24 protein-coding genes are annotated in these 25,848 nt (G+C 61.8%); 17 read left to right on the forward strand and 7 right to left on the reverse strand.

Annotated elements, in window-relative coordinates; all coding sequences use genetic code 11:
* Window positions 1–185: 185 nt before the first annotated feature.
* Together VCK47_RS10170 and ppsR are read left to right on the forward strand one after the other, a co-directional pair.
* Window positions 186–923, forward strand: coding sequence for a cobalamin-dependent protein (locus tag VCK47_RS10170; protein ID WP_322890980.1), 738 nt, complete (start codon window positions 186–188; stop codon window positions 921–923).
* A gap of 35 nt (window positions 924–958) precedes the next feature.
* Window positions 959–2,386: a transcriptional regulator PpsR gene (gene ppsR, locus VCK47_RS10175; RefSeq protein ID WP_322890981.1), complete on the forward strand. Its 1,428-nt coding sequence runs from the start codon at window positions 959–961 to the stop codon at window positions 2,384–2,386.
* On the opposite strand, the gene VCK47_RS10180 is transcribed toward ppsR, so the two are convergent.
* On the reverse strand, window positions 2,380–2,835 hold the full coding sequence (locus tag VCK47_RS10180) for a copper chaperone PCu(A)C (RefSeq protein WP_322890982.1): 456 nt from the start codon (window positions 2,833–2,835) through the stop codon (window positions 2,380–2,382). The genes ppsR and VCK47_RS10180 overlap by 7 nt on opposite strands.
* A 55-nt stretch (window positions 2,836–2,890) precedes the next feature.
* Window positions 2,891–3,451 carry an ActR/PrrA/RegA family redox response regulator transcription factor gene (locus VCK47_RS10185; protein WP_416236667.1) on the reverse strand — a complete coding sequence of 187 codons (561 nt, stop codon included), beginning with the start codon at window positions 3,449–3,451 and terminating at the stop codon, window positions 2,891–2,893.
* 134 nt (window positions 3,452–3,585) lie between these two features.
* Here VCK47_RS10185 and regB point away from each other — a divergent pair, with 134 nt between their 5' ends.
* From regB to trxA, 8 genes are all read left to right on the forward strand, one after another.
* Window positions 3,586–4,989, forward strand: a complete 1,404-nt coding sequence (gene regB, locus VCK47_RS10190; RefSeq protein WP_322890983.1) for a sensor histidine kinase RegB — start codon at window positions 3,586–3,588, stop codon at window positions 4,987–4,989.
* Window positions 4,990–5,074: 85 nt separating this feature from the next.
* A complete protein-coding gene (locus tag VCK47_RS10195) occupies window positions 5,075–6,625 on the forward strand; it encodes a PAS-domain containing protein (protein ID WP_322890984.1) in 1,551 nt (516 codons plus the stop codon).
* A gap of 41 nt (window positions 6,626–6,666) precedes the next feature.
* Window positions 6,667–7,131 (forward strand): tRNA (adenosine(37)-N6)-threonylcarbamoyltransferase complex ATPase subunit type 1 TsaE, encoded by a 465-nt coding sequence (gene tsaE, locus VCK47_RS10200; protein WP_322890985.1) that lies wholly within the window; start codon window positions 6,667–6,669, stop codon window positions 7,129–7,131.
* Window positions 7,124–8,092 carry an aminoglycoside phosphotransferase family protein gene (locus VCK47_RS10205; RefSeq protein WP_322890986.1) on the forward strand — a complete coding sequence of 323 codons (969 nt, stop codon included), beginning with the start codon at window positions 7,124–7,126 and terminating at the stop codon, window positions 8,090–8,092. Before tsaE ends, VCK47_RS10205 begins: the two co-directional genes overlap by 8 nt.
* A complete protein-coding gene (locus VCK47_RS10210) occupies window positions 8,089–8,760 on the forward strand; it encodes a nucleotidyltransferase family protein (RefSeq protein WP_322890987.1) in 672 nt (223 codons plus the stop codon). Before VCK47_RS10205 ends, VCK47_RS10210 begins: the two co-directional genes overlap by 4 nt.
* Complete coding sequence (gene addB / locus VCK47_RS10215) at window positions 8,753–11,677, forward strand: double-strand break repair protein AddB (RefSeq protein ID WP_322890988.1); 2,925 nt, start codon at window positions 8,753–8,755, stop codon at window positions 11,675–11,677. The genes VCK47_RS10210 and addB overlap by 8 nt, the downstream gene beginning before the upstream one ends.
* Window positions 11,674–15,015 carry a double-strand break repair helicase AddA gene (gene addA, locus VCK47_RS10220; RefSeq protein WP_322890989.1) on the forward strand — a complete coding sequence of 1,114 codons (3,342 nt, stop codon included), beginning with the start codon at window positions 11,674–11,676 and terminating at the stop codon, window positions 15,013–15,015. The genes addB and addA overlap by 4 nt, the downstream gene beginning before the upstream one ends.
* A gap of 59 nt (window positions 15,016–15,074) precedes the next feature.
* The gene (gene trxA / locus VCK47_RS10225) at window positions 15,075–15,395 is read left to right on the forward strand and encodes a thioredoxin (RefSeq protein WP_322890990.1); all 321 of its coding nucleotides are present in this window, start codon (window positions 15,075–15,077) and stop codon (window positions 15,393–15,395) included.
* 3 nt (window positions 15,396–15,398) lie between these two features.
* Here trxA and VCK47_RS10230 read toward each other — a convergent pair whose 3' ends face one another.
* Window positions 15,399–16,316 (reverse strand): hypothetical protein, encoded by a 918-nt coding sequence (locus tag VCK47_RS10230; protein ID WP_322890991.1) that lies wholly within the window; start codon window positions 16,314–16,316, stop codon window positions 15,399–15,401.
* Between the two features lie 102 nt (window positions 16,317–16,418).
* Here VCK47_RS10230 and hslV point away from each other — a divergent pair, with 102 nt between their 5' ends.
* The 5 genes from hslV (at window position 16,419) to VCK47_RS10255 (ending at window position 21,769) form a co-directional block, all read left to right on the forward strand.
* Window positions 16,419–16,973 carry an ATP-dependent protease subunit HslV gene (gene hslV / locus VCK47_RS10235; protein ID WP_322890992.1) on the forward strand — a complete coding sequence of 185 codons (555 nt, stop codon included), beginning with the start codon at window positions 16,419–16,421 and terminating at the stop codon, window positions 16,971–16,973.
* Complete coding sequence (locus tag VCK47_RS10240; RefSeq protein WP_322890993.1) at window positions 16,970–18,037, forward strand: hypothetical protein; 1,068 nt, start codon at window positions 16,970–16,972, stop codon at window positions 18,035–18,037. Before hslV ends, VCK47_RS10240 begins: the two co-directional genes overlap by 4 nt.
* 8 nt (window positions 18,038–18,045) lie before the next feature.
* Entirely contained in the window at window positions 18,046–19,344 is a 1,299-nt protein-coding gene (gene hslU / locus VCK47_RS10245; RefSeq protein ID WP_322890994.1) for an ATP-dependent protease ATPase subunit HslU, read from the forward strand.
* 353 nt (window positions 19,345–19,697) lie between these two features.
* The gene (locus VCK47_RS10250; protein WP_322890995.1) at window positions 19,698–20,474 is read left to right on the forward strand and encodes an SDH family Clp fold serine proteinase; all 777 of its coding nucleotides are present in this window, start codon (window positions 19,698–19,700) and stop codon (window positions 20,472–20,474) included.
* 59 nt (window positions 20,475–20,533) lie between these two features.
* On the forward strand, window positions 20,534–21,769 hold the full coding sequence (locus VCK47_RS10255) for an MFS transporter (RefSeq protein ID WP_322890996.1): 1,236 nt from the start codon (window positions 20,534–20,536) through the stop codon (window positions 21,767–21,769).
* Here VCK47_RS10255 and VCK47_RS10260 read toward each other — a convergent pair.
* The 3 genes from VCK47_RS10260 to VCK47_RS10270 are packed head-to-tail and all read right to left on the reverse strand — an operon-like array spanning window position 21,752 to window position 23,997.
* On the reverse strand, window positions 21,752–22,336 hold the full coding sequence (locus VCK47_RS10260) for a Smr/MutS family protein (protein ID WP_322890997.1): 585 nt from the start codon (window positions 22,334–22,336) through the stop codon (window positions 21,752–21,754). The genes VCK47_RS10255 and VCK47_RS10260 overlap by 18 nt on opposite strands.
* Entirely contained in the window at window positions 22,336–23,295 is a 960-nt protein-coding gene (locus tag VCK47_RS10265; RefSeq protein ID WP_322890998.1) for a murein transglycosylase A, read from the reverse strand. Before VCK47_RS10265 ends, VCK47_RS10260 begins: the two co-directional genes overlap by 1 nt.
* Before the next feature lie 42 nt (window positions 23,296–23,337).
* On the reverse strand, window positions 23,338–23,997 hold the full coding sequence (locus VCK47_RS10270; protein ID WP_322890999.1) for a Tim44/TimA family putative adaptor protein: 660 nt from the start codon (window positions 23,995–23,997) through the stop codon (window positions 23,338–23,340).
* A 111-nt stretch (window positions 23,998–24,108) separates the two neighbouring features.
* Here VCK47_RS10270 and VCK47_RS10275 point away from each other — a divergent pair, with 111 nt between their 5' ends.
* Complete coding sequence (locus tag VCK47_RS10275; protein WP_322891000.1) at window positions 24,109–24,588, forward strand: FxsA family protein; 480 nt, start codon at window positions 24,109–24,111, stop codon at window positions 24,586–24,588.
* 58 nt (window positions 24,589–24,646) lie between these two features.
* A complete protein-coding gene (gene secB / locus VCK47_RS10280) occupies window positions 24,647–25,162 on the forward strand; it encodes a protein-export chaperone SecB (protein ID WP_322891001.1) in 516 nt (171 codons plus the stop codon).
* Here the strand turns inward: secB and dnaQ are convergent.
* Window positions 25,159–25,845: a DNA polymerase III subunit epsilon gene (gene dnaQ, locus VCK47_RS10285; protein ID WP_322891002.1), complete on the reverse strand. Its 687-nt coding sequence runs from the start codon at window positions 25,843–25,845 to the stop codon at window positions 25,159–25,161. The genes secB and dnaQ overlap by 4 nt on opposite strands.
* Between the last annotated feature and the right edge of the window lie 3 nt (window positions 25,846–25,848).

A 25,848-nucleotide genomic window follows, 5' to 3' on the forward strand; every position in this document is an offset into this window, starting at 1 on the left:
GCAGAACATGTCGAAGACTGTTTTCTGTTGGTGTCAATTTACTTTGACATTAGGCCCTGCAGGGCCGACAATGCCATATACTGTTGATGTGCGCTGATGCGGGTCAAAGGTCGGGAGCGGGCATGGCTGATCGCCGGAACATAGACGTCATGGCAGAAACTGTCCCTCGTCGGCGTGCGGACTCCGTGGCGCAGACCGCAGGCACCGGGTTGACGCTGGTGCCCTTCACAGCGCGCCAACTGGACCCGCAGATCATGGCCTCCATGCGCGCCGCCGCCTTGGCCGTGAACCGCGAGGATTGCACCGCCGTCCTGCAAAACGCGCTTCAGGCTGGCATCGCCCGCGATGACATTGCGGATTTCTATATCCCCGCACTGGCCCGCGACCTTGGTGACGACTGGTGCTCTGACGGGCTGAGCTTTGCTTCGGTGACGATTGCGGTCTCGCGGCTGCAGGCGATGCTGCGCGAACTGGGGCCTGAATGGGCGGGCGACCAGTCGGCCAATCCGGCGGCACCGTCGATCTTGCTGATTGTCGGACCGGACGTCTATCACACTCTGGGTGCGATGGTGCTGAGCGGGCAGTTACGCCGCAAAGGGCTGTCGGTCCGGCTGATGCTGGGTGCAGAGCCGCACGAGCTTGCACAAAAATTGTCTAAAACCAGCTATGATGCTGTGTTCATTTCATCTTCTTCCGGCGAAAGCCTTGAATCGCTGCGACGTATTGTCTACGTCATTCGCACGTCGTCGAAGACATCGACGCCTGTTGTGATAGGCGGAACCATCCTCGAAGTCGAAAATCGGTATGACGTCACGGCTTTGACGGGTGCGGACCATGCAACAAATGTGCCAAGCGAGGCGTTAGAGCTTTGCGGCCTGACCACAAAATATCTGACCATCGCGCCACCGCCGCGCGAGGTCTAGGTCATGCACAACACGCTGCCCAAAGGGACATTGCCATGACCTCGCGTGGGGCGAAATTCTGGAAAAGCGGGGCGATCCCGCTTGTCGCACCCGAAATCCTTGGGGATATCATCGCGGATGTGGCCGATCTGGCCATTGTCATTTCCGAGGATTGCAAGGTTCTGTCGGTCATCGTCAATCCGAACCATCCGTCGTTTCTGGTGCTCGAGCATTGGGAAGGCAAGGATATCCGCGATTCTCTGGCTGTCGAAAGCCTGCCGAAATTCGAAAGCCGGCTGGCAGAGTTTCTGGCTGGCAACGCCGATGTCCGCCCCGTGGAGTTGAACCATTCGCGCGACGTCAGCGACTGGGATTCGCCTGTCCGCTACAGTTTTCACCGCATCGCCCCCAATGGCGCCGTGCTGATGCTGGGCCGCGATCTGCGCGCGATTTCCGAAATGCAGCAACAACTGATCAAGGCGCAGCTTGCGCTGGAACGCGATTACGAGGTGCAGCGCGAATTCGACACACGTTTCCGCGTGCTCTTGGGCAGTATGGCCGAACCTGTGCTGTTTGTTTCCGTCCACAGCGGCGAGATCACCGAAGCAAATGCCGCCGCAACGACCCTGCTGGACCGTTCGCGCGATGACTTGATCGGCAACCCGTTGATGAGCTGCTTTGAGACCCGCAAACGCGGCGATCTGGTCGAGGCGCTGACGACGCTGGCAATTTCGGAACGTGCGGACGGTCTAAAGATCGAATTGCGCGGCAAATCCAAAATGGTCCAGCTTGCGCCGACGCTATTCCGTGCGGCGGGTGAACGGATCCTGCTGTGCCGGATCGTGCCCGACGATGACAACAGTCTCAAGGCGGACAACCTTGCCCGCAATATGCAGGACCTTTATGTCAGCGGGCCAGAAGCCATTGTTTTCGCGTCTGAAAACGGCGATGTGCTGTCCGCGAACGATGCCTTCCTTGACCTGATTGATGTCGCCCATGACATCAACGTGCGCGGGCGCAGCCTTGCCGATTACCTGCAACGCGGCAGTGTCGATCTGAAGGTGATGACCGAAAACGCGACCCGTGCAGGCCGGATGCGGATTTATGCGACACGGATCGCCGGACAGTACGGCAGCCCCCGGTCAGTCGAGATTTCGGTGACCAAGCTGCACGCTGGCACCCATTCGGTTTTTGCCTTCGTGATGCGCGATTCCAACCATGCCGACACCAGCCGTGGCGCGATGCTGCCCAGCAACGACGAAAGCATGCGCTCGGTGGTCGAACTGGTGGGCAGCGCCACGCTCAAGGAAATCGTGGCCGAAACCACCAATGTCGTCGAAAAGATGTGTATCGAAACCGCGGTGGCGCTGACCATGAACAACCGCGTCGCCGCGGCCGAAATGCTTGGCCTGTCGCGCCAGTCGCTTTACGTCAAACTGCGCAAGTTCGATTTGCTGACGCGGGAACCCGACGACGGTCAGTGATTGCTGTGATCGGTCATGTCGCTGATATCCTCGACATAGAAGACAACTGGCACTTCTCCTGCGTTTTCAAAGACAAGCACGGCGTCAAACGTTTCGCCAACCTCGAACGGATCACCGTTCAGGCCCATGAACATCACATGCAATCCGCCGGGCGCGAAGGTCACGGTTTCGCCTGCGGGAATGTCGACCGCGTCGACGTGCACCATCCGTGCGATATCACCGTCCATCTGGGTCGTGTGGATCATCACGCGCGGAAAATCGGCCGTGACCCCGATCAGACGGTCCGGTTGGGTGCCTGTGTTCACGATCTGGAAATATCCCGCGCCTGCTTGTGCCGTCGGCGCCGTGGCTCCGGCTGCGGGGTGAATGATCTGTAAACCACCAACGGTGTAGTCATGCGCAAACAGCGTGGTCGGTAGCAGAAGCGCGGCAATTATGAGGTTCTTCATCAAGCTCTCCTTTGCGGGGTGCCTTACCGCGGCAAGGCACGCCCGACAAGAACAGCTAGCGCGGGCTGCGCTTGGCCAAGATACGCTGCAAGGTCCGCCGATGCATGGACAACCGCCGCGCGGTTTCTGACACGTTGCGGTCGCACAGTTCATAGACCCGCTGGATATGTTCCCAACGCACGCGGTCCGCGCTCATCGGGTTTTCGGGGGGCGGCGGCAGGGTGTCTGTCAGCGCCAGCAGGGCATTGGTCACGTCGGTCGCATCCGCAGGCTTTGCCAGATAATCCGTCGCACCGATCTTGACGGCGGCAACAGCGGTCGCAATCGCGCCGTAGCCTGTCAGCACGACAATCCGGCTTTCCGGACGGCGCGCGCGCAGAACCTCGACCACATCCAGACCGTTGCCATCCTCCAGACGCAGATCGACGACGGCATAGGCAGGCGGGCGCGCCGTGGCGATCGCCTTGCCTGCCGCGACAGACCCGGCCATTTCAACCTCGAACCCGCGCTTTTCCATGGCCTTGGCCAATCGTTTCAGAAAAGCATCGTCATCATCAACCAAAAGCAGCGATTTGTCGTCGCCAAGGTCCAATGGCTCGGTCATCATGCGTGTCATCCTTGATCTTGCTGCCTAATATCTAGGCCGCGCCAGCACCCCGTCAACGGCGCAGCGCCGATCGCCGATTGGTCGCATTGCTTGCAACGCGGGCAAGCATTATCACGGCGCTTTCAGGTGCAAGGTCGCTGCCGATGTCGATGTCCGAATTCCAGATGTTCCACGACCAGGAACGCAGCAACTGGGTGCGGTTGCGCACGCTGGTCACGCTGCGCTGGTTCGCGGCGGCGGGTCAGGCGGTTGCTGCCATCGTCGCGGCCAAAATCTATCAGTTGGAATTCCAGTACGGGCTGGTCGGCATCGTCATCGCAAGCTCGGTTCTTGCGAACCTGCTGTCGCGCTACAGCAACCCCGAAAACAAACGGTTGTCCGAACGCGAAGCGACGCTGTGGCTGTTTTTCGACCTCATGCAGCTTGGCGTGCTGCTATTTTTGACGGGCGGGCTGAACAACCCTTTCGCTCTTTTGTTGCTGGCCCCCGTCACCATTGCGGCAACGGTGCTGCACCTGCGCAGCACGGTGTTTCTGGGTGTGACGGCGATTTGCCTGATCAGCCTGATCAGCAACTACAGCATGCCTTTGCAACTGGCCGATGGCCGCCTTCTGGTTCTGCCCGGTCTGTTCCAGTTCGGGTTCTGGCTGGCGCTAGTGATCGGCGTTGTGTTTCTCGCGATCTATGCCCGTCAGGTCACCAACGAGATGCACGCCATGGGCGAGGCTTTGCTGGCGACCCAGCTTGCGCTGTCGCGCGAACAAAAGCTGACCGATCTGGGCGGTGTCGTCGCCGCCGCCGCGCACGAACTTGGCACGCCTTTGGCGACGATCAAACTGGTCAGCACCGAACTGATGGAAGAGCTGGAGAACCACCCCGAACTGCTGGAAGACGCGAACCTGATCCGAACGCAAGCGGACAGGTGCCGCGACATCCTGCATTCGATGGGACGCGTGGGCAAGGACGACCTGCATCTGCGGCAGGCCCCCTTGGAAACCGTGGTGCGCGAAGCGGCTGAACCGCATCTGAGCCGTGGCAAGATGGTCACGTTCGAGATCGCGCCCGAACAGGGTGCGACCCAGACCCAACCTGTCATCAACCGCAGGCCCGAAATCATCCACGGTCTGCGCAACCTGATCCAGAACGCCGTCGATTTTTCGCAAAGCGAGGTCTGGATCGAGATGACATGGTCCGACAGCGCGATCAGCATCCGCATTTCCGACGACGGCAGCGGCTTTCCGCAATCCGTGATCGGGCGCATCGGCGACCCTTATGTCCGGCGGCGCAGGCTGGCAGAGGATGGCAACCGCAGGCCCGGTTACGAAGGCATGGGGCTGGGGTTGTTCATCGCCAAGACCTTGCTGGAACGGTCGGGTGCGCAACTGACCTTTGCCAACAGCCGCAGGCACGGCCATGCAAGCTGGACAGGACAAGCGACGGGCGGCGCGATCGTCGATGTGGTCTGGCCACGCGAAAAGGTGGCGATGGATTCCAAGGGAACTGCGCCTGCTCTGGGGCAGAATGTGCCGATCAGGCCATGGCCGTGATTTTGGCCGTGGCACCTTTGGCTTAACCACTGATTAACTTTACTCGGCGACGGTCCTGCTCTGAACAGGCTAGGACCACAAGACGATGTCGATGATTCTCTTGACCATCGCTGCTATGGCGATTGCGGCGGCACTTGGCGCGACGCTTGCAACGCATCGACAGAACACGTCGTCCGACCCGCTGCACGATCAGGCTGTCGCGCTTCCGATGGGGCCGGTGTTTCTGTTCGATGGCGATGACCTGATCGACACGACGCCCGATGCGCAGCAGTTGATCGCGCCATTCAACCTGATGCCCGACCGCGACGCCATGATCCATGCGCTTGGTGCGCAGTTTCCCGATCTTGCGACGCATCTGCAATCCACGCAGCGAACACCTTGCCGCCTTGCTCATCAAAGCCACGACAGCCTTTGGATCGACCTCGATTGGCCGAACGGGCAGTTGCGTGTCACGGTGGGTGGCACGTTGCCCGGCGACGGGACAGGCGCACAGGGTCAATTCGCGCTTAACCAGCAGATGGCCGAACTGGACCTGTTGCGCGAAATCATCCGGCAGGCTCCGCAACTGATCTGGCGGACGGACGATGATGGAACCGTGGTCTGGGCCAACAAATCCTATCTGGATTTCTGCGCGCGGATCCATCTTGATGCCCAACCTGCGGCCGGACCAAAGCGGATTTTCGAAGATGGGTCATCAAACCGCCGCGTGGTCGTGCCCGGCATGCGCGGCGGCGCGGAGCATTGGTTCGACATCGTGTCGGTGTCACAAGGCGCCTCTACCTTGCATTTCGCGACAGATGCCAACGGCGCTGTGCGTGCGGAACAGGAACGCCGCACCTTTGTGCAGACAATGGGCAAGACCTTTGCCGACCTGTCCGTCGGGCTTGCCATTTTCGACAAGCAGCGCAAACTGGCGACGTTCAATCCCGCATTGCTCGACATGACACGGCTGGGGTTCGCGTTTCTTAGCACCCGCCCGACGATCGACACGGTGCTCGACCGCCTGCGCGAAACCCGCATCCTGCCCGAACCCAAGAATTACGCATCATGGCGCGACCAGTTCACCGCCGTGGAAAACGCCGCCAAGAACGGCACCTACAGCGAAATCTGGAACCTGCCCGACGGACAAGCCTTTCGCGTAACAGGGCGGCCACACCCCGACGGCGCCTTTGCGTTTTTGTTCGAGGATATCACCGCCGATCTGTCCCTGACCCGCCGGTTCCGTTCGGACATCGAAACCGGACAGGCCGTGCTGGACGCGTTGACCGACGGGATCGCCGTGTTCACGGTGGCCGGAACGCTCGTGATGTTCAACCGCGCTTATGCGTCCCTTTGGGGCGGGCAAGCGGAGTCGGGGCTGGAACACCGCGCCGTTGCGACAGAGATCATCGCGTGGCATGCCTCTTGCGCCCCTGCGACAGACTGGACGGAGCTGCACCAGTTCATCCAGCAGACAGGCCCGCGTGACGCGTGGTCGGATGATGCGCTGCTGGCCGATGGACGCATGTTGCGCTGTCAGGCGACACCGATTGCAGGCGGCATGACGATGGTGCGGTTCACGCTGGCCCCGCGCAACCTGCCGGTTTTGCGCAAGCTGACCCAGCCCGATCCTGCGATCCGCGCGATCAAGCGCTGATTTGGACTTGCGGGCGATGGCACAGGCCATAGAGTCCCGCCATGACCGCCACAGCCCGACAAATCAGCCTTGCCGATGAAGCGGCGACCACCCGCTTTGCCGCGGCGATGGCCGCAGTGCTGCGCCCCGGCGATACAATCCTACTGCAAGGGCCCATCGGTGCGGGGAAATCCGCATTTGCCCGCGGCGTGATCCGCGCCCGCCTGAACCGGATGGAGGATGTGCCATCCCCCACCTTCACGCTGGTCCAGACCTATGACGCGCCCGACGGCGACATCTGGCATTGCGATCTGTATCGCCTGACCGACCCGTCTGAAGTGCTGGAGCTGGGCCTTGATGAAGCGTTCCAGACCGCGATCTGCCTGATCGAATGGCCCGACAGGCTGGGCCCTGATGCACCCGATACGGCGCTGACACTGACCTTTGCCGCGCGTGCGGACGACCACCTTGTGACGTTTGAGGCGCCACCCGCGTGGCAGGATCGTCTGGCAGGCCTGCATGTCTGACCGCGACCACGCCATCGCAACCTTTCTGGCGCAGACAGGGCATGACGGCTGGCAACAGCAGCCTGTCGCCGCCGATGCATCGGGCCGCCGTTATCTACGGCTGGCGGATGGTGCGGAATCCCTCATCCTGATGGATGCCCCACCCGAGGCAGGCGAAAACGTCACACCCTTTGTTGAAATCGCCATGTTTCTTGCGGATGAGGGACTGCACTCGCCCGCGATACTGGCGCAGGACAGGCAGGCGGGGCTGCTTTTGCTGTCCGACCTTGGCCCCAACAGCGTGGCGCAATGGCTGGACCGGCACCCGGGCGACGCACTGCAGCTCTACCGCGCCAGTGTCGATGTGCTGGTCCATCTGGCCACGGTGACGCCTCCCAAGCTCGCGCAGCTGACGCCCGCCGTCGCAGGCGAGATGGTGGCGATCACCGGCACGCATTACGCCCAGCGCCCCGTGCCAGATCTTGTCGCCGCCGTGACCCGCGCGATGGCCGAGTTGGCTCCCACCCCCGACAGGCTGGCGCTGCGCGATTATCACGCGGAAAACCTGATTTGGCGGCCAGAACGGGACGGGCTGGCAAGGGTCGGTCTGCTGGATTTTCAGGACGCTTTCGTCGCACCGCTTGGCTATGATCTGGCGTCGCTGCTGCGCGACGCACGGCGCGACGTCGCGGGCGACGTCTGCAGCGCGATGGTCGCGGATTTCATGGCCGCAACCGGAGCTGGCGCGGATTTTCCTGCGCAACTGGCCTGTCTGGGCGCACAGCGGAACCTGCGGATTTTGGGCGTCTTTGCACGGCTGGCCACCGAGAAGGGCAAGACCCGCTATATCCCGATGATCCCGCGCGTCTGGGCGCAGTTGCAAAAGGACCTCGCACATCCCGCGCTGGCCGATCTGCGCGCCGTGGTGGCTGACCTGCTGCCGCCACCGGACGCGGCCTTGCTGGCAAGGTTGCGGCGATGAGGTTTCCGGCGCTTTTGTTCGCGGCGGGGTTGGGGACCCGCATGGGCGATCTGGTCAAGGACCGGCCCAAGCCGCTGGTGCCGGTCGCAGGCAAGCCGTTGATCGACCATGCGCTGGCGCTGACGGACGTGCCAGAGGTCGGGACAAAGGTGGTGAACCTGCATTATCACGCCGACATGTTGCGCCATCATCTAGCTGGGCAAGAAATCCTGTTTTCCGATGAAACCGACCTCTTGCGCGAAACCGGGGGCGGCTTGCGCCACGCGCTGCCGCTTTTGGGTGCTGGTCCCGTCATCACGATGAACACCGATGCTGTCTGGCGCGGGCCGAACCCCATTGCGCAACTGACCGCTGCGTGGCGCGACGGGATGGAGGCGCTTTTGCTGATCGTTCCGCGCGACCGCGTCCACGGGCACAAAGGCGCGGGCGATTTCACCCGCGACGCGGATGGCCGCCTGCACCGCGCATCGGATGCGATCTATACCGGCGTGCAGATCATCCGCACCGAGACGTTAGCCGATGTCGCACAAGACGCCTTTTCGCTGAACCTGATCTGGGACGGGATGGCGGCGCGCGGCGGGCTTTATGGCGTGGTTTATGATGGCCGATGGTGCGATGTGGGGCAACCCTCCAGTATTCCGCTGGCCGAGGCCATGCTGCATGTTTGACCCAAGCCCCACCCCGCGCATTTTCGTCGAACCCTGCGGGGTCGATTACGCCAAGGGCCTTGTCGCGGGGCTGATGGCGCGGGCGGAAGGTATGAAACCCGAGGATTTTGCGCGCGTCGAGATTTACGTCAACACCGCCCGCATGCAGCGGCGCATCCGCGCGATGTTCGATGCAGGGCCTGCACTGCTGTTGCCGCGCATCCGGCTGGTGACGGACCTTGCCCGCGACCCGATCTCAAAGGATGTGCCCCCTGCCGTGGCCCCTTTGCAGCGCCGTCTGGAACTGTCGCAACTGGTTGCGCAGCTCTTGGGAAGCGAACCCGATCTGGCCCCGCGTGCCGCGCTTTACGATCTGTCCGACAGTCTGGCCAGCCTGATGGATGAAATGCAGGGCGAAGGCGTCAGCCCCGATGCCATCGCCGCGCTTGATGTCAGCGACCAGTCCGGCCATTGGGCGCGCGCGCAGAAATTCCTGACGATCATCGCGCAATTCTTCGACACCACCGGCCAGCCCGATACGGAAGCCCGCCAAAGGCTGGTGATCGAAACGCTGGCCGCGCGTTGGGCGGACGCGCCCCCTGATCATCCGGTGATCGTGGCGGGGTCCACCGGGTCGCGCGGGGCGACCGCGCTGTTCATGCAGGCGGTGGCGAAACTGCCGCAAGGAGCGATCGTACTGCCGGGCTATGATACCGACCTGCCCGATACGGTCTGGTCCGCGATGGATGACGGGCTGACGCATGAGGATCATCCGCAATACCGGTTCAAACGGCTGATGGACCTGATCGGCTTTGCCCCTGCCGATGTCGCGCGCTGGTCCGACCTTGCGCCGCAGCGCCCCGCGCGCAACAGGCTGGTGTCGCTGTCGCTGCGGCCGGCGCCCGTCACCAGCCAGTGGCTACAAGAAGGCCCCGAATTGGGAGATCTGATCGCCGCGACCGAAGGGCTGACCCTGCTGGAAGCCGCATCGCCGCGCGCCGAGGCAGAGGCCATCGCGCTGCGCCTGCGCCAAGCGGTAGATGAAGGGATCACCGCCGCCCTGATCTCGCCCGACCGGATGCTGACGCGGCAGGTGACCGCAGCGCTTGACCGGTGGGACATCAAGCCCGACGACAGCGCTGGTGTGCCCTTGCAACTGTCCCCGCCGGGGCGGTTGTTGCGGCATGTAGCGGACCTGTTCGGCACGCAATTGACGGGCGAGGCTTTGCTGACATTGCTCAAGCATCCCCTGTGCCATTCAGGCGATGCCCAGCGCGGCGATCACCTGCGCCTGACGCATGATCTGGAACTGCACCTGCGCCGCTACGGGCCGCCGTTCCCGACGGCCGAAACGCTGCTGCAATGGGCGGGCGCGCGTGCGGACCGGCAGCCGTGGGCAGAGTGGGTGGCAGGGCTGATCTCGGGCCTTGATGGCGGGGGCGACAAACATCTGGCCGACCATCTGGACGCGCATCTGACGCTGGCGGAAACCTTTTGCGCCGGTCCCGCCTTGTCCGGTGCCGGTGGCCTGTGGGCCGAGGCGGCAGGCCGCGAGGCGCAGCGCATCTGCACCGATCTGCGCACCCATGCCAGTTCCGGTGGCACCATGTCGCCCCGCGATTATGCAGCTTTGTTCGGCAAGATCCTGTCAGGCGGCGTCGTGCGCGACCGCGATGCAGGCCATCCGCAAATCCTGATCTGGGGCACGCTCGAGGCGCGGGTGCAGGGTGCCGATCTGACCATCCTTGGCGGCATGAACGACGGTGTCTGGCCAGAGGCCCCAGCACCCGACCCGTGGCTGAACCGGATGATGCGCGCGCAGGCGGGGCTGCTTTTGCCCGAACGCCGCGTGGGTCTGTCGGCGCATGATTACCAGCAGGCCGTGGCCGGGCGCGAGGTCTGGATCACCCGCGCCAAACGGTCCTCGGACGCGGAAACCATCCCGTCGCGCTGGGTCAACCGGCTGACGAACCTGCTGGGCGGCTTGCCTGCGCAAAACGGTGACACGGCGCTGAAAGACATGCGCGCGCGTGGCGATGACTGGCTTGCAAAAGCAGCCAAGCTTGCCGCACCCATGGGTGAAACGGCAAAGGCCAGACGCCCCGCGCCCTGCCCGCCGGTCGCGTCACGGCCCGACCAGTTTTCCGTCACGCAGATCAAGACGCTGATCCGCGACCCCTATGCGATCTATGCGCGCAAGGTGCTGCGGCTGGACCCTCTCGACCCGCTGACGCCCAGCGCGGATGCGCCGCTGCGCGGGGTGATCATCCACGGGATACTTGAGGATTTCATCAGGCAAAACCATGCACCCGATGATCTGGACGCCTTGCTGGATATCGCCGCACGGCAGTTCACCGCAAAATGCCCGTGGCCCACAAACCGCGCGCAATGGATGGCGCGGTTCGCACAGGCGGCGGTGGCGTTCTGCGCCGCCGAGGTGGACCGGCACGCCCTGTCCGACACGCGTCTGGTCGAGGAGAAAGGCAAGCTTTTGATCCCTGCCGTGGGCGTGACGCTGACCTGCAAAGCCGACCGGATCGACCTGACGCCGGACGGCACGGCGATCCTTTACGATTACAAGACCGGCACGATGCCGACCAAACCGCAGCAGGAGAAGTTCGACAAGCAACTGCTGCTGGAGGTGGCGATGGTCGAAAACGGTGGCTTTGCAGGTGTGGGCCCTGTGCAGGTCGCGGATGCGCTGTTCATCAGCATCAAGGCCGATGGCAAAACCGTACCCGCCCCGATGAAGGACAGCCCGACCGACGTGACCATGGCGGGCATGATCGCACTTTTGCAACACTGGCAGCGGCCTGACAGCGGCTATACCGCCCGCTATGCGCTGTTTTCCAAGAACGATGCCGGCAGCTATGACCACCTGTCCCGCTTTGGCGAATGGGACACCAGCGACCCCGCGCACCCCGAGGTGCTGACATGATCCGCGATGCAGCCACCCAGCGCCAGGTTGATGCCGCCAATCCGCGGATCTCGACTTGGCTTGCGGCCAATGCGGGATCGGGCAAGACCCGAGTGCTGACCGACCGCGTGGCGCGTCTGCTGCTGGAGGATGTGTCGCCGCAGAATATCCTATGCCTGACCTATACCAAAGCCGCCGCCGCCGAAATGCAGAACCGCCTGTTCAAGCGTCTCGGCGCTTGGGCGATGATGCCCGATGATGCGTTGCGCAGCGATCTGCGCGGCCTTGGCGTGGACCGGTCCATCGACGCCGATCAGCTGCGCGCTGCGCGCACCCTGTTTGCACGGGCCATCGAAACGCCGGGTGGGCTGAAAATCCAGACGATCCATTCCTTCTGCGCCGGTGTGCTGCGCCGCTTCCCGCTAGAGGCGGGCGTCAGCCCTCAATTCCGCGAGATGGAGGACCGCGCAGCCCAGCTTTTGCGTGCCGATGTGATGGACCAGCTGGTGCAAGGCGAAGCCGCGGATGCCGTCCAAGGGATGCTGCGCCATTTCACCGGCGATGATCTGGCGAAACTGACCGCCGAGGTGGCGCGCCACAAGGCGGCGTTTGAACAAAACACCCAACGCGCCGACATTTGCCGCACGCTTGCCATTGACCCGTCAATGACAGCGGAAAGCCTCGTCTCGCGCGTGCTGGATGCGGATGCCATTGTGGCCATCCGCCAGCTCCAGCAGATCTGCGCCACAGGCAGCGTGACGGACCAGAAGGCCGCGCACAAACTGCGCGCCGTCGCTACCGATGGCGTAGCAAGGTTGTCTGACCTGCAAGTGCTGGAAGGGATTTTCCTGTTCGGAGAGACGGCAAAAGACCCATTTGGCCCCAAGATCGGCAGTTTCCCGACCAAGGCTTTGCGCGCAGCCCACCCCGAGCTGATCGCGGATATCGACATCCTGATGGAACTGGTCGCTGGGGCGCGTCAGGACCGGATGGCGCTTGCCGCGTTGGACCGCACCCTCGCCCTATACGCCTTTGGCCGCGCTTTCGTGCCAGCCTACGAGGCGCGCAAGCTGGCGATGGGGGCGCTGGATTTCGACGATCTGATCAGCAAGGCGCGCGCGCTTTTGACCGATCCGGCCGTTGCGCAATGGGTGTTGTTCCGGCTCGATGGCGGGATCGACCATGTGCTGGTGGACGAAGCCCAAGACACCAGCCCCGCGCAATGGGACGTGGTCGAAACGCTGACGCAGGAATTTGCCACCGGCGCAGGGTCGCGGCCCAACCGCGAACGCACGGTGTTCGTCGTGGGCGACAAGAAACAGTCGATCTATTCGTTCCAAGGGGCCGATCCCGCCGCCTTTGACAAGATGAAGGCGCATTTCCGCGCGGCGCACGATGCGATCGGGAAGGGGTTTGCTGTCACATCGCTCGACCATTCGTTCCGGTCGTCGCAGGCGATCCTGTCGGTGGTCGATGCCACGTTCACGGGCGAACAGGCGGCGGGGATGGACGACAGCCTGACCCATATCGCGTTCAAGGACCGCATGCCGGGGCGCGTCGATCTGTGGCCCGTGATCGAAGCCGCCAAGACCGAGGATAACCGCCCCTGGTATCAGCCTGTCGACCAGCCCGGCGAGGCTGACCACAATGTCCAGATGGCCCAGCGCATCGCGGACCAGATCAGCCATATGATCGCGCATGAAACCATCCCCGTGGAGGACGGCAATTCCGGCACCTACACGCGCCGCAGGATCACGGCAGGGGATTTCCTGATCCTCGTGCAACGCCGGTCGGACCTGTTCGCCGAGATCATCCGCGCCTGCAAGGCCGCAGGACTGAACGTCGCCGGTGCGGACCGTTTGCGCGTCGGCGCGGAACTGGCGGTCAAGGATCTGGCGGCGCTGTTATCGTTTCTGGCGCTGGCCGAGGATGATCTTTCGCTGGCCGCTGCCTTGCGGTCGCCGCTGTTCGGCTGGTCGGAACAGGACCTGTTCACGCTGGCGCACCATCGCGGTGACAAGGAATTCCTGTGGGAAGCTTTGCGCAAGGCGCCGCATCCCGAAGCGCTGACAGTATTGAACGACCTGCGCGGCAAGGCCGATTTCCTGCGCCCCTACGACCTGATCGCCCGCATCCTGACCCGCCACGACGGGCGGCGTAAACTGCTCGCACGTCTCGGGCCAGAGGCCGAAGACGGGATCGACGCGCTGTTGTCGCAGGCGCTGGCCTATGAACAGACCGGCGTGCCCAGCCTGACGGGGTTCCTGACTTGGATGCAGACCGACGATCTGGAGGTCAAACGCCAGATGGACAGTCAAGGCGACAAGATCAGGGTGATGACGGTCCATGGCGCCAAGGGGCTGGAAGCGCCCATCGTGATCCTGCCCGAAACGATGAAGCGCAAGAACGATTTCAAGGGCGACATCCTGCCCGCCCCCGATTGCGTGATCTGGAAAACGCCAAGTGCGGCAACGCCCGCTGCGGTTGTCGCCCTGCGCGAGGCTGTGCTGGCCAAGCAGGACGAGGAACGCCTGCGCCTGCTGTATGTCGCGATGACCCGGGCGGAAAAATGGCTGATCGTGGGGGCCTCGGGTGATGTCGGCGAGGATATGGACAGCTGGTACAACATTGTCGCCGCTGGGATGAGGCAACAGCAGGCCGAAACCGCGATATCGGGCGATCTGGAGGTGCAGCGCGTCGCTTATCTCGATTGGGACGGGCTGGATCTGGAGGACAAGCCAGCGGTCACAGCACCCGAGGTGATCGTGCCGGCTTTCGGCCCGCTACCCGATATCGCGCGCAGCAAGACGATTTCCCCGTCGGATTTGCCGGGGGCCAAGGTCCTGCCCGGCGATGTGACGGAAGATGATGAAGACGCCAAGGAACGCGGCACCTTGATCCACCTGCTGCTGGAACATCTGCCGCGCACTGCGCCTGCCGACAGGGCGGGTCTGGGTTATGCGCTGGTGCCGACCGACCCCACCCTGACGGACAGCGTGATCCGGCTGCTGGACCAGCCTGCGCTTGGCCATCTGTGGAGCGATGACGCGCTGACCGAGGTGCCGGTAACCGCCGATCTGCCCGCCTTGGGGCGCGTTCACGGCACGATAGACCGGCTGATCCTGACGCCTTCGACCGTGCTGGCGGTGGATTACAAGACCAACCGCATCGTGCCGGACAACCCCGCGCTGACACCGCTGGGCGTGTTGCGCCAGCAGGCGGTCTATGATGCGGCGCTGCGGCAGGTGTTTCCGGACCGGCAAATCACCGTCGCGATCCTGTGGACAGCGACGGCACAACTGATGACCCTGCCTGAAACGCTGCTTCACGAAACGATGACAGGACTTGCCACGGCTTGACCATTGCGGCCCGCGTTCATACCTTCGCCTTCCAATGATTTTCGCCAAGGAGCATCCCAATGGCCACCGTAGCAGTAACAGACGCAACCTTTGACGCCGAGGTGCGCCAGTCCGATATCCCCGTCGTCGTGGATTTCTGGGCGGAATGGTGCGGCCCTTGCAAACAGATCGGCCCCGCTTTGGAAGAACTGTCCGACGAGATGGCTGGCAAGGTGAAAATCGTCAAAGTCAACGTCGACGACAACCCCAACTCGCCTGCGCAGATGGGCGTGCGCGGCATCCCTGCGCTGTTCGTCTTCAAGAACGGTCAGGTCGTCGCGAACAAGGCAGGCGCAGCGCCAAAGGCCGCGATCCAAGGCTGGATCGAAGCCTCGATCTGATCCTCACACAGGCCAGCCATGGCCGCGCAAGACCTGTGCAATCCGGTCTTGCGCCTCTGGCCTGCCGGCATTGATCGCCTCTATTTGCAGGAACCAGTAAAGATAGGCCGCGTAATCGGGCGCATGTGTGGTCACAGCGCTGAACGCTGTCTCTGCGCCGATATCGGCCACATTCAGCGCGATGTGGTGAAAGTCTGACCGTCCGAACAGGATCGCGGGCTTGCCGGCAAAGAACCCCTCAAACGCCACCCCGGAATTCTGCGTGACGATGTAATCGCAGGTCCGCAAGTACCTATCCGGTTCGCCCTTACGGATATAAAGCCGGTCATGTTCCGCAAGCAGCTGTTCCAGCGCGCGTTCCTCGTCGGGCTGGTAGGTTTCGGACGGGTGCAGCGTGGCGATGACGGGGCGGTCAGGATCATGCCGCAAAACAGCGCGGATCATCTCGACCGGGCTGCAGTGCTGGAAAGACCGCTGCGCCGTCAGCCTCCCTTGGAGCGGGACATAGACGAAACCGTCCTTGCGGGTATCGTGGATGGCATCACCGAACAGCCGCTTTTGCCAGAACCTCCGGAAATTCGCCGCTTTGGTTGCATCTACCGCTGTCGGGTCAAAAGCCGCTTGCGCCACTGGCCAGTTCCAGCGTTCGGCCTGCTTTTCAATGTGCCAGAACGGGAAGATATAGGTCTTGCGCATCGTCAGGCTGCGGTCGTTGACGGGCGGGTCCATCAGGAACAGGCCACGCCCCGGCCGCGCCATCGCGCGCAACCGTGCAAGGGCGTCGTCATTGTCGAAGGCGAAGGTCAATCCCGCATTGGTCAGCACCTTGCAGATCAGCGCGATGAAGTTATGCCGTCCGTCTTGTGCCTGCTTGCGCAGCTTGGGATGCAGGTAAAAGGTGACAGTACTGGCGGCGCTCATGCGATGACGCTAGCCTTGGCTTTGGGCAGCGGCAAGGTGGCGGGGTTGTTTGCCCTGCGCGCTGCCGCCATATAACCCGCAAGCGGAATGGAGATGGTGACGATGACACAAGACAACTTTCCCGGCTGGCACGGCACCACGATCATCGGGGTGCGCAAAGGCGGCAAGGTCGTCATCGCTGGCGATGGTCAGGTGTCGCTGGGCCAGACCGTCATCAAAGGCACCGCGCGCAAGGTGCGCCGTCTGTCACCGGGCGGGCAGGATGTGATCTGCGGTTTCGCCGGATCGACCGCCGATGCCTTTACCCTGCTGGAACGGCTGGAGAAAAAGCTCGAGGCGACGCCGGGCCAGTTAGCGCGTGCGAGCGTCGAGCTGGCGAAGGACTGGCGCACCGACAAATACCTGCAAAAGCTCGAAGCGATGCTGATCGTCAGCGACGGCAAGGAAATGCTGGTCATCACCGGCGCGGGCGATGTGCTGGAACCCGAACATGACGTCACCGCCATCGGATCGGGCGGCAATTACGCATTGGCCGCAGGGCGCGCGCTGATGGACAGCGACCTGTCTGCCGAAGAGATCGCGCGCAAGGCAATGGCGATTGCGGCGGATATCTGCGTTTACACCAACGGCAAACTGACGGTGGAGAGCATCGGATGATCGACCGCGACGACCTGAAAGCCGCTGTCAGCAGCGGGCTTTTGTCGGAAAGACAGGCGGCCGGACTGGTCAGCCTTGCCGACAGCCGCCGTGGTGCGCGCGAAGCGCTGAGCGAAGGTGACGAACCGTTCGAGTTGTTCAAAGGCTTCAACGAGATTTTCATCGTGATTGGTCTGCTGATCCTTGCCGCAGGTTGGTGGGGTGTTTTGGCGGTCGTCCTGTCGGACCGCGTCATAAATCTGGTCAGCTTTTCAGGGATGGCTTCGCTGATCGGGGCGGGACTGTTGTGGCTTTTGTCAGAGTATTTCGTCCGCAAACGCCGGATGGTCGCGCCTGCCATTGCCCTGTCGGTCATGTTTGCGGGCAATGCGGCCTTTGGGCTGATCGCGGTTATGTCGCAACCTTTCATGGTCGCGCAGGGCGATTACTCCAGCATTCCGCTGCCGTTGCTTGTCACCACCCTCGCGCTTGCGGTCTATTGGTGGCGGTTCCGCGTGCCATTTGCGATGGCGATGATCGCGGTCGGGCTGTTTGCGGTCGCGATCATCTTTACCGCCAGTCGCGGCGGGCGGATCAACGGGATCAGTGATTTGTTCTTGTTGTCGGCAGGCGGGCCTTTCGCCTTTATCACGCTGGCGCTGGGTCTGCTTGTCTTTGCCGTCGCCATGGCCTTTGACATGAGCGATCCGCACCGTGTGACCCGCAGGTCCGCCAATGGGTTCTGGCTGCACGTCGTGGCTGCCCCCGCGCTGGTGAATACAATCGCGCTGACGCTGCTGGATCAGGACAACGGCGGGTCGAACGTGATCCTGCTGGCCTTCCTGACGCTGTTCGCCATCGTCGCCATTGTCATTGACCGGCGGTCGTTCCTGATCGCTGCCATTGGTTACATCGTCGTGCTGGCGGGCACTGTGCTGGAAGGAGGCGGTGCCGCCTATACTGTTCTGGCGCTCGGGATCGTCCTTGTGGCACTCGGCGCGTTCTGGGAACGCATCCGTGCCCGCATCCTGCGCATCATGCCGGGCTTCGTGCCGCTGCACAAACTTCCGCCCTCTCATATCTAAGGACTGACATGACAGACCTGACCCCCCGCGAGATCGTGTCCGAACTGGACCGCTTCATCATCGGCCAAGCCGAGGCCAAGCGCGCCGTTGCCGTTGCCCTGCGCAACCGTTGGCGGCGCAAGCAGTTGGGCGACGACCTGCGTGACGAGGTGTATCCCAAGAACATCCTGATGATCGGCCCCACCGGTGTCGGCAAAACCGAAATCTCGCGCCGTTTGGCGAAACTCGCGCGCGCGCCCTTTATCAAGGTCGAGGCGACCAAATTCACCGAGGTCGGCTATGTCGGGCGCGACGTGGAACAGATCATCCGCGATCTGGTGGATACCGCTATTCTCGACACCCGTGAACATATGCGCGAGGACGTGCGCACCAAGGCCCGCGAAGCCGCCGAGGAACGTGTCATCACCGCTGTCGCCGGCACCGACGCCCGCGAAGGCACGCGCGAGATGTTCCGCCGCAAGCTGAAGTCAGGTGAGCTGGACAACACCGTGATCGAACTGGAACTTACCGACACATCCAACCCGATGGGTGGCTTCGAAATCCCCGGACAACCGGGCGGCATGATGAATCTGGGCGATCTGTTCGGCAAGGCGATGGGCGGACGCACTGTCAAGAAACGCATGACGGTCGCCGACAGCTATGACGCGCTGGTCGCGGACGAGGCGGACAAACTGCTGGACGATGAAACCGTCACAAAGGCCGCACTGGAAGCGGTGGAACAATCCGGCATCGTGTTTCTGGACGAGATCGACAAGGTCTGCGCGCGGTCCGACGCGCGCGGTGCCGATGTGTCGCGCGAAGGCGTGCAGCGCGACCTGCTGCCGCTGATCGAAGGGACGACCGTTTCGACGAAACACGGGCCGATCAAGACAGACCACATCCTGTTCATTGCATCGGGTGCGTTCCATGTCGCCAAACCGTCCGACCTGTTGCCTGAATTGCAGGGGCGTCTGCCGATCCGCGTGGAACTGCGCGCCCTGACAGAAGGCGACTTTGTCCGCATCCTCACCGAAACCGACAATGCGCTGACCTTGCAATATTCCGCGCTGATGCAGACGGAACAGGTGACTGTCACCTTCACCGAGGACGGGATCAAGGCATTGGCCAAGATCGCCGCCGATGTGAACGAAGCGGTGGAAAACATCGGCGCCCGCAGGCTGTATACCGTGATGGAACGGGTGTTCGAGGATCTGTCCTTCAACGCACCCGACCGTGGCGGCGACGAAATCGCCGTCGATGCCGATTTCGTCGAAAAGCATCTGGGGGAATTGTCCCGCTCGGTGGATGTCAGCCGCTACGTGCTGTGACCTGCGGTTGGTGCTTGTTAGGTTGACTCAAGTGTGTGATTATGACTCATCGTGTAGGAGTGATTCGATGTCAGATCTAATCAACAGGCTAAACCAGTCTGGTTTGCTAAGGCGCAATGAGGGTGTTGCATTGCGCGCTGAAAATGTGAGCTTCCACGAAGTCAATTTTTCGATGTATGGTCAGTTCACGCCAATCACAGTTAGATCGAGTTCAATTACCAAAGATGCCTACATGGAACGAGATAGATCGGGAAATTCAAAGCAAAGAGCTTAGCGGAGAAGATATAGTCGAAGTCTGTGACAAGCTTCGGTCCAGCTATCTTAGCAAGCTATCGGACTATGTTGGGCGACCCGTGATCGCCTACTACTCCGGTTACCTGCAGCAACCCCCACATCCATCTTCATCTATTGATGATTTCGACATGAATGGCTTTATGGCTGTAATCCATAACTTGGATCGCAGCCGCGGCCTTGATCTTCTTATCCAGACTCCCGGTGGAAGTATCGAAGCAACCCGAGCACTTGTAGAATACCTGTACAGCATGTTCGGCAAAGATATTCGTGTCATTGTTCCGCACTGTGCATTCTCGGCGGGCACGATGATTGCTTGCGCTAGCAAGACTATCATCATGGGGAAGCATTCAAGCTTAGGCCCTACTGACCCACAAGTTCGCGGCGTACCTGCGATGGGTGTTATTGAAGAGATAAAGACAGCTTTAGATGAAGTTAGGGCGGATCCCTTGCGTCAAATCGTTTGGCAGGAAGTTTTCAGACAGTTTCCTCCAGCTTTCATCTCAAATTGTGAAAGAGCAATCGAGGGAACCAAGCAAATGGTAATGACTTGGCTCGCTGAGAATATGTTCGCCGGTGAAGAAGATTCTAACGCAAAGGCTGCAGCGACTATAGCTCACTTGATGAGCTTCAAAGAAACCACCGAGCATGGTCACCATTTTCTACGGAGAAAATGCTCAGACATTGGACTAAACATTGTTGGACTTGAAGATGACCAAAAGCTGCAGGAGTTGGTTTTGTCGGTTCATCATTCTTATGTGGCATCATTCGCTCGTGTGAAGACAATCAAGTTTATCGAGAATTCGTCAGGCGCGAGTTGGAATGTTTCCGCAGACTAACTTATGATTTTGTTTGGTGTATACTTTTAACTTCCGCTTAACCGGATCATGACTAGGGCATGACCGGTTTGCGCAGCTATCTGACCTTTATCCGCGACAACGCCCCCTTCCTTGCGACGGGTGCGCTCTTGTCGTTTCTGTCGAGCTTCGGACAGACTTTTTTCATCTCGATCTTCGGCGGGGAAATCAGGGCAGAGTTCGGCCTGACCAACGGCGAATGGGGCCTGATCTACATGGTCGGCACCGGCGCGTCGGCGGCGCTGATGGTGTTTGCGGGGGGTCTTGCCGACCGGTTTCGCGTGCGCACGCTGGGAATCGTCGTGGTGTGGATGCTGGCGCTGGCCTGTCTGGCGATGGCGTTCAACCCGGCGGCGATGCTGCTGCCTTTTGTCATTTTCGCACTGCGGTTTACGGGCCAAGGCATGACCAGCCATGTCGCTGTTGTGGCAATGGCGCGCTGGTTCATCGCCACGCGCGGCCGCGCGCTGGCGATCGCCACTTTCGGTTTCATGCTGGGCGAGGCGGCTTTGCCGTTGACGATGGTCTGGCTGAAATCCTTTATCGACTGGCGGATGCTGTTCGTCGGCAGCGCCCTGTTCTGCGTGCTGGCAAGTGCGGTTCTGTTCCGCCTGCTGCGTCTGGAACGCACGCCGCAATCCGTGGCGGAAAGCAACCAGTCCACCGGCATGAACGCCCGCTATTGGACAAGGGCAGAGGCGCTGCGCCACCCGATGTTCTGGGTCATGGCACCGGCGGTCATGTCATTTTCGGGGTTCGGGACAGCCTTCTGGTTCCATCAGGCGCATTTTGCGGAAATCAAAGGCTGGTCGCATCTGTCGCTGGTCGCGGTCTTTCCGCTGGGCACAGCGGCGCTGCTGGTCTCCACCATCATCTATGGCTGGGCGGTGGACAGGTTCGGCGCGGTGCGGCTGTTGCCGGTCTACCTTTTGCCGCTGGTCGTGGCGTTTGTGCTGCACTGGTACGCGCCGTCACTGTGGTGGACGGCGATTGCAATCATCCTGATGGGGCTGGCGGGCGGTGGGCAGGCGACGATCCTGAACGCATGCTGGGCCGAGCTTTACGGCACGCGGCATATCGGGGCGATCAAATCGGTGGCGACGGCGCTGATGGTGCTTGGCTCCGCCATCGGGCCGGGGTTCAGTGGCTGGCTGATCGACATCGGCGTGGGGTTCGAGGTGCAGCAACTGGGCTATGCCGCGCTGTTCGGTTTTGCCTCGCTCATCATGGTCGTGCCGGTCAGACAGGCGCGGATCGCGCTAGCGGCGGCGGCGTAGATAGACGTAATAGGCCCCATGCCCGCCGTGTTTCAGATGCGCGGGTGTGACTTGCAGGATCGCCTGCGCCAAAGGCGGCATGGCCATCCATTGCGGCACCTGATGTCGCAGCACGCCGTTGCGCGTGGGGATCGGGCCGCCATCGTCGCGGTGCTTGCCTTTGCCGGTAATCACCAGCACCAGCCTGCGCCCCATCGCCTGCGACCCGAGGATGAAGGCCAAGAGTTCAGGATGCGCCTCGGCCATCGTCATGCCGTGCAGGTCGATCCGCGCCTCCGGCACCAGCTTGCCGCGTTTCATCTTGCCGAAGGATTTGCTGTCCATGTTGACCGGCGCATTGGCCAGACGGTGCGTGATGCCGGGCAGCAGGTCGTTGGGCCGGTGTGCATCCGCTTTCTGACCGACGCGAAAATCGGGCAAAGGGTCACGCGGCATCACGGGTTTCTTGCGCACGGGGGGCAGTGGGGCGGGGTCGGGTTTCGTCTCGGGGGACATCGGCTTGGTCGTGCCTTTGACGCGATCCCACAGTGCGCGTTCCTCAGGCGATAGATGGCGGGGCCTGCGCATCAGATGACCCCCGCGACCATGCGGTCCGCAACCGCGATGGGCAGCAGCACGACCATGCGGCCGCCATGTTTCACGCCACCGGCCAAGGCACCTGCTGTATCACCCGTCCCGAAAAAGATATCCGCGCGCTGCGCGCCCTTGATCGCCGATCCAGTGTCCTGCGCGACCATCAGCCGCGTCATCGGGTCGGGTGCGTCCTTTTCGATCCAGACAGGCGCGCCCAAAGGAACCTGGTCTGGATCGACCGCAATCGTGCGCCCTGCGGTCACGGGGCGCTTCATCGCACCGATAGGGCCATCATCAGCAGCAAGATGGGTCAGTTCACGAAAGAAAACATAGCTCTCGTTGATCCATAGCAGGTCGCGGCCCGCAGCGGGGTTCTGTCTGACCCAAGTCTGGATAAACGCTGCGGACACTTTGTGTGCCGATACAACACCCCGCGCGACCAGTTCCTTGCCGACGGAGGTATAGGGCAGCCCGTTCTTGGCCGCGAAGCCCAAGCGAAGGACTGACCCGTCCGGCAGCCTGATACGCCCCGACCCTTGGACCTGCAGGAAAAACGCATCGACCGGATCGGCAAGCCATGCGATCTCGTGGCCTTTGGCAAGGTCATGTTCCGCGATCTGGCGGCGGGTCGCCCCTTTGGGCAGGTCAGGCGGCAGCGCGTGAACAGGATAGCGGAACCTCTCATCAGGCACGCGCGCGCCTGCAATTTCAGGCTCGTAATAGCCGGTGAAGAGCATGGGCTGACCATCGGTGATCATGAGGGGGCGGAAATACAGCTCGAAAAACCCGCGCGGGTCGGTGCTGGTCGGGGCCAGATGGCAGACAGCCTGCCACCAAGGGTCGGTGATCCTGTCGGCCGTCTTGCAGAAAACATCAAGGGCGGCGCGATGATCATCGGCCGCCCATCCGTTCAAGTCGTCGAAACTACAGATGTGATATGTCGCCTTGGCCATTCTGCCGCCTGTTTTGCCATTAGGCCGCCAAAAGCTGTCAGATCACTCGCCCGTGGCGACCAGTTTCCAGTTCGGATCGCCTGCATCCATCTTGCGGGCAAAGGTCCATGTGTCCTTGAGCCGCTTGATTTCCTTTTCGCTGCCTTCGACGACCTCGCCTTCGGCATTGCGCACGACTGATGTCATCTCGCTTTTGAAGCGGACGGATACTTCGCCTTCTTTCGTCGTCTCGTCAAATTCCGCATGGGCCAGCGTCATGTCGCTGATCCCGATGAAATTGGCGGTGACGGTCAGACCTTGGCGCTGGCGGTCATCAACGACGCTGGCGAAAGCCTCGTACACGTCTTGGGAAATGAAGGGGACGATGCTGTCCAGATCACTGTTTTCGAACGCCATCAGGATCATTTCATAGGCACCGCGCGCTCCGCCCAGAAATTCGCTGACGTTGAAATCGGGATCCACGCGCTTCATCGCGGCCAGCGCCTTGGCCGCGGCAGAGCCTTCTTCGACGTGATCGGTGATATCAAGATCCGGCCCGCCTTCGATAACGTCGAAATCCGGTTTGCGGCGGGTGGTGGTTTCCTGCCGGGTCACGGCGGGTTTTTCGAACCCTTCGCGCGTGCCAAGAACGCCGCGCAAGCGCAGGATCAGGAAAACAGCGATGCCCGCAAGCACCAAAAGCTGAATAATCGGAGAGTTCATCAGGACCTCGTGTCAGAGCAAAGCATGGAAACATGCCTCTTGGCTTCTTATGTAGGTCACAGGTGCGGTCAAGTCCACCGTACCACCAACAAGTTGTGAAAGGCCCGCACTATGTGGCTGTTATTTGCATTCATCGCCGTCCCCATGATCGAGATCGCCTTGTTCATTCAGGTTGGCGGAGCCATCGGCATCTGGTGGACCCTGTTGATCGTCTTGGCGACCGCGCTCGCCGGGTCATATCTGGTGCGCCACCAAGGGCTGCGCGAGCTGGGTAACCTGCAACGGTCGTTTTCCGACCTCAAGGACCCGACCGAACCGCTGGCCTATGGCGCGATGATCCTGTTTGCCGGGGCATTGCTGCTGACACCGGGCTTTTTCACCGATGCTGTCGGCCTGTCGCTGCTGGTCCCCGCTGTCCGGCGCGCGGCGTTCCACTGGATCAAGGCGCGCGTCCGTTTCGCCAAATTCGAGGCACATCAGCACCCACACGAACCACGCCGCCCCGCCGATACCGTCATCGACGGCGAATTCGAGGAAATCCCCCCCGAGAAACGCCCGACACATGCACCATCAAAATGGACCCGGCATTGAGCCTGCGGGCATGGGCTGCTAGGAACAGGCAACCCAATCGCAATCAAAGCAGGTTTTCATGACTGATACACCCGACAACGCCGCCCCAGCAGCGCCAGCCGCAGCCGCCGCACCCCAGCAACAGCAGATCACCAGCCGTGTTCTGGCGCAGTATATCCGCGACATGTCGTTCGAAAACATCCTTGCCCAAAAGGGCGTGAAGGGTGACGCGCAGCCGGAGATTCAGGTGCAGGTCAATCTGGACGCCCGCAAGCGCACGGCGGACCACCAGTTCGAGGTGATCACGAAGCTGAACATCACCAGCAAGACCAAATCGGCAGGCGAGCCGCTGTTCGTGCTGGAAATCGAATATGCCGGCGTGTTTCACGTCGAAGGCGTACCCGAAGAACAGATGCACCCCTATCTGTTGATCGAATGCCCGCGCATCACCTTCCCGTTCCTGCGCCGCATCGTCAGCGACGTGACACGCGACGGCGGTTTCCCCGCGCTGAACCTTGAAACGATTGATTTCTTGGCACTTTACCGCGCTGAACTGGCCCGCCGTGCCGAGGCCGACAAGAAAATCGTCAACTAGGCGCGTTTCCACAACGCCGCGTCGCCCATCGCCTCGACAAAGGCTTGATGGGCGGCGGTTTCTTCAGCTGTGATCCGCGAGGGCAACGGCGCGGGGCGCGGCCCGGCGCGCCATGCGGTGCCATCCTGGTGGGTGCTGCCAGTGCTGCCTTGGGCCAGCGCAAAATCAGGCTGACGACCGCCGATGAGCTCCAGATAGACCTCTGCCAGAATTTCACTGTCGAGCAGCGCGCCGTGCAGGGTGCGCGACGAGTTGTCGATCCCGAACCGGCGGCACAGCGCGTCGAGCGAGGCCGGAGAGCCCGGAAACTTGCGCCGCGCGATCATCAGCGTGTCAACCGCACGGTCCATCGGCAGAACAGGTTTGTGCAGCCAGCCAAGCTCGGCGTTGAGGAATTTCATATCGAAAGTGGCATTGTGGATGACCAGCTTTGCATCGCCGATAAAGCCGAGAAAATCGTCCGCGATATCCTTGAACAGCGGTTTGTCGGCCAGAAAGTCATCACCCAAGCCGTGCACGGCAAAGGCTTCGGCGGGCATAGTCCGCTGGGGGTTGATATATTGGTGATAGGTGCGGCCCGTAGGCACGTGGCGGATCAGTTCGACTGCACCGATTTCGACGATCCGGTCGCCTTCGCCGGGTTCAAAGCCGGTGGTTTCGGTGTCCAGAACGATTTCGCGCATGTC

Source organism: Yoonia sp. 72, assembly GCF_034652275.1.
Taxonomy (GTDB): Bacteria; Pseudomonadota; Alphaproteobacteria; order Rhodobacterales; family Rhodobacteraceae; genus Yoonia.